The organism is Stenotrophomonas sp. PS02289, from assembly GCF_029960115.1.
Classification (GTDB): Bacteria; Pseudomonadota; Gammaproteobacteria; order Xanthomonadales; family Xanthomonadaceae; genus Stenotrophomonas.
Window position 1 is genome coordinate 1 of record NZ_JASCOZ010000251.1, and the last position, 4522, is coordinate 4522.

General features: G+C 64.3%; 4 protein-coding genes. 2 read left to right on the forward strand and 2 right to left on the reverse strand.

What is annotated here, in order from left to right:
- Positions 1-48 precede the first annotated feature (48 nt).
- Positions 49-2703 carry a PAS-domain containing protein gene (locus QMX83_RS20355; RefSeq protein ID WP_282298452.1) on the forward strand — a complete coding sequence of 885 codons (2655 nt, stop codon included), beginning with the start codon at positions 49-51 and terminating at the stop codon, positions 2701-2703.
- A gap of 172 nt (positions 2704-2875) precedes the next feature.
- Here QMX83_RS20355 and QMX83_RS20360 read toward each other — a convergent pair whose 3' ends face one another.
- Both QMX83_RS20360 and QMX83_RS20365 read right to left on the reverse strand, forming a co-directional pair.
- The gene (locus tag QMX83_RS20360) at positions 2876-3157 is read right to left on the reverse strand and encodes a hypothetical protein (protein ID WP_282298453.1); all 282 of its coding nucleotides are present in this window, start codon (positions 3155-3157) and stop codon (positions 2876-2878) included.
- 237 nt (positions 3158-3394) lie between these two features.
- On the reverse strand, positions 3395-3847 hold the full coding sequence (locus QMX83_RS20365; RefSeq protein WP_282298454.1) for a hypothetical protein: 453 nt from the start codon (positions 3845-3847) through the stop codon (positions 3395-3397).
- 243 nt (positions 3848-4090) lie between these two features.
- Here QMX83_RS20365 and QMX83_RS20370 point away from each other — a divergent pair.
- Positions 4091-4522: HIT family protein (locus tag QMX83_RS20370; protein ID WP_282298455.1), on the forward strand; the 432-nt coding region annotated here is incomplete at its 3' end.

Here is a 4522-nt window from a genome sequence, read left to right on the forward strand (position 1 = left end):
GGGGGGCGCGCAACGCGCACCCGCCAGCTCGCCGCGTAAACTCCCGGCATGTACAGCACCTCCCGCAAACGTGCCCTGCTGCTGACCCTGCTGGTGATGGTCGGCGGCACCCTGATTTCCGCCCTCGTGGCCGGCCGCTACGCCCAGCAGCGCGCCCTTTCCGCCGAAAGCGCCCAGGTGCGTCGGCAGCTGGACCTGTACGCACAGACGCTGCAGCAGCGCATCGACCGTTTCGGCACCCTGCCGCAGGTGATGGCGCTGGATCCCAATCTGCAGGACTCGCTCAGCCGCCCGCTCAGCGACGCCGAGCGCCAGCAGTTGAACCTCAAGCTGCAGCGCGCCAACAGCGTGACCCGCACCTCCACCCTGACCCTGATCGACCACCGCGGCGTCGCCGTGGCCGCCAGCAACTGGGACCAGCCGGCCAGCAACGTCGGCGAGGACTACAGCTACCGCCCGTATTACCAGCAGGCCATGGCCACCGGCACCGGCCGCTTCTACGGCATCGGCATGACCACCGCCGTGCCCGGCTATTTCCTGTCGCAGGCGATCTACGACGCCGATGGCAAGCCGATCGGCGTGATCGCGATCAAGATCGAACTGCGCGCACTGGAGCAGGAATGGCTGCAGAGCACCGACATCGTGATGGCCAGCGACGCGCATGACGTGGTGTTTCTCGCCAACGGCGATGCGTGGCGCTACCGCCTGCTGCGCCCACTGGCCCCGGCCGAGCGCGCCGAGATGCTGGCCACGCGCCAGTACGCCGACCGCTCGCTGCAACCCCTGCGCAGCCGCACCCTGGACGTACTGCCTGACGGCGGCCGCATGGTGCGCGTGGAGCAGCCCGCCCTGCCCCGCCCCATGCTGTGGCAGACCTACACCCTGACCGAGCCGAACTGGAAGCTGCACCTGCTGCATGACGCCAGCGCCAGCGGCGCGGTCGGACGCAGCACCGCACTGGCCGCCGGCGGCATCTGGCTGGCGCTCTGCTTCCTGTCGTTGTTCATCCAGCAGCGCCGACGTCTGGCCGCGCACCGCCAGCGCAGCCGCCGCGAACTGGAGAGCGTGCTGCAGCAGCACGCCGAAGAGCTTCGTACCGCACAGGACGGCATCCTGCAGGCCGCCCAGCAGGCCGACAGCGGCCTCAGCCGCAGCCTCGCACACCTGCCGCAGGGCGTGGTCGTCATCGACAACGAGCAGAAGCTGGTGGCGTGGAATGCGCGCTATCTGGAGCTGTTCCGCTTCCCCTCCGATCTGGTGAAGGTCGGTCGCCCGATTGAAGAGATCTTCCGTTTCAACGCGCGTCGTGGCCTGCTCGGGCCGGGGCCGATTGATGAGGCCATTGAGCGCCGTTTGAATCACCTGCGCAGCGGTCGCCCGCATATGCGCGAGAGTGAGAAAGACGACGGCACCGTGCTGGAGATCCGCGGCAACCCGCTGCCGGATGGCGGCTTTGTCACCAGCTACGCAGACATCACAGCCTACAAGAACACCGCGCGCGAACTGCGCTCGCTCGCCGATGCGCTGGAACACCGCGTGGCCGAGCGCACACGTGATCTGGATGAAGCGCGCCGCGAGGCCGAGCGGGCGAATCGGTACAAGACGCGCTTCGTGGCTTCGGCGGTGCATGACCTGCTGCAGCCGTTGAATGCCGCGCGCATGTTCGTCTCCGTGTTGCGCGGCAAGTTGCAGGGCGACGCGCGCGAGCTGAGCGAGCATGTGGACGCCGCGCTGGCCGCACAGGACGCCATTCTCAACAGCCTGCTGGATATCTCGCGATTGGAATCGGGCACGCTGCAGACGAATGTGCGTGCGTTTGCGTTGTCGCCCCTGCTGGAGACCCTGGCCCGCGAGTTCGGCATTGCCGCGCAGAGCCGAGGCCTGCAGTTGGACTGGGTGGATACCAAAGCCGTAGTGGTCAGCGACGAAGCCCTGCTGCGCCGCATCCTGCAGAACTTCCTGTCCAACGCACTGCGTTACACCCCGCGCGGCCGCGTGCTGATCGGCTGCCGTCGCGACGGCGAACAGTTGCGGATTGAAGTGCACGACCAGGGCCCGGGCATTCCGGAAAGCCTGCAGGGTGAGATCTTCGAGGAGTTCCGCCGATTGAACGACGGCGTGGAACAGGAGCGAGGCGCAGGTCTGGGGCTGGCGATCGTCGAGCGCATCGGGCGGTTGCTGGGGCACCGCATCGGCCTGCGGTCCACGCTCGGCCGCGGCAGCGTGTTCTGCGTGACGGTGGCCCTGGGTCAGGCGGAGGCAGTGGTTGCGCCAGTTCCGGTGGTCGCGCCTGCCGACCCGGGCGATGACAGCCCGCTGCGTCAGTGCCGTGTGTGGAGCATCGACGACGACCCGCGCGTGTGTGCCGCTACCCGTGCCCTGCTGGAGCGTTGGGGCTGCAATGTCGAACTGGCCGACGGCCCCCAGGCAGCGCTGGAGATTGCCTCGGCCTTCAACGTGCCGCAGTTGCTGCTGCTGGACGTGCGCATGGGCGAATGGCGCGGGCCGGAGCTTTATGAGGAGCTTTGCCTGCTGTGGCAGGCACGGCCACCGGTGATCCTGGTCACCGCCGAGCGCGATGATGCGTTGAAGGCACATGCAGCGGAAAACGGGTGGGGCTTCCTGCCCAAGCCGGTAAGACCGCCAGCGTTGCGTGCGCTGATGACGCAGTTGCTGGTGCGGCATCGTGGGCCGGGCGGGTAATTGATGCGTGCAGCCGGGCAGAGCTCGGCGCTACGCGGATGCGCTGATGCGTTGACGGGCATGGCCCATCACTACTGATGACGCCGTCGGGACGCGCCATGCGCGTCCTCTCGGTGTCCGGGGAACCAACAATCCGCTCACCAACTGGCGCATCCGAGGGCACTAGCGCCGCTCATGTGACTGACTTACTTACTTCCGTTTCAGCGACCGACTGCAGCCCACGGATGTAGCTGCCCAGCCCGCAACGCTCAGCCCTCTCGTGTAGCGTTTGCATCAGTTCCTCATAGTCCTCAACCGTCGAACATCCGAGCAGCGCCAAGGGCAAATTGTGGAATACATCCGCAATCTTTGCGGAAGTGGCGACAGAGTCAGATGCCCGAATCTCGATCAGACTAAATCGCAACATCATATGAAGCACCCGCCTCATGCTCGACTCATTGAAAACCACTTTCATCTCAATAGTCTCCATACGGCCCCAGCGGATTTTCACTCTCGCAGATACCGCCCATCTGCTCCCCGGGGCAACGGCTCGCACTCATCCAGCGCGTAGTCCCAGCGCGATCCCATATCCAGACACCCATCTATCAACAACTCACGTCGAACCCATAGCAAGGCCCACACCACCACAGCGGTCCAAAGCAGCGCAGCAACAAGAAGAATCGTTCTCCCCATAACGGACATGGCACCCCCTCTACTCATCCGCTAATCCAGTCCGACTGGAGATATCAGCCAGCAGTGCACACTGGACGTCAAAATCCGGCAACGGGTTCATACCCAATGCTTCTTCGAAGTAGCCAGCGCCGCCAGAATACTCAATGCAGAAGAGATGGCCGCCAACACTCCAGACTTCCGCCTTCAGAACGTAACTCATCGTGCTCACAGCCACAGCCGCAAGGTGAAGCTCTTTAGTGCGATTGGGGAACGCGATCTCAGGATCATGGAAAACCTTCCCACCCCTCATTCGGAAGAAGTCCGCCTCCACACCTTCCTGTAGGCGCTCCACCCGGTTGATGGACGCGACCTGCTTGTCCCACAGCGGTTGCACATCCGGCTCCAGACGCGCCCTGACAGCATTGAGGATCAGCAACTCGAGCTCAGAGAGCCGTCGCCTTGGAAACAGAAGATCAGCAATGAACTTCATCATCCTTGGCACCTACGCCCTCTGAGTGTTTCAGCCACCACCGTACTGGCGTGGCAAGTAACAACCTAGCGCGGAACCGCTGGTAGCGCACAGGCTGTCGCAAACGCCCCTTCCCTCAACTCGCTCACCGCGACAGTATCTTGGCGATCGATAGACCCAAGCACAAGCATCCGTGACGACCGCGTAGCGCCGGGCTCCGCCCGGCACTCGCCGCAAGCCCCCAACCCCAAGCGCCCGACCGCCCCGATGATGAACTCCTGCATAGCTTGTGAGATTGCCTCCGGCCAATCACCCGCCCATGTCGTACACCAGACCGACCGCATCATCTGTTTCCTGGACCATGCCCCCATCAATCCAGGGCACATCCTGATCTGCCCGCGAGCGCATCTGCCTGATCTCACCGATCTTCCAGATGAACTGCTGGCCGAGGTTGCCGAAACCGCCAAGGCAATGGCCCAACTGCTCAAGGACACGCTGGGCTGCGACGGCGTCTCGCTGCTGCAGAACAATGGGGCGTTCAACGATCTGGGGCACTTCCATCTGCATGTCTTTCCGAGAAATGCAGGGGATGGATTTAGGTGGGTACCCGCTTGCGGCGGTCACCTTGGTCCGGACGCGCTGGCGCGCGCCCGGATGATGTTGGTCGGCGATCGTGACGGGCATGGCCCGTCACTACCT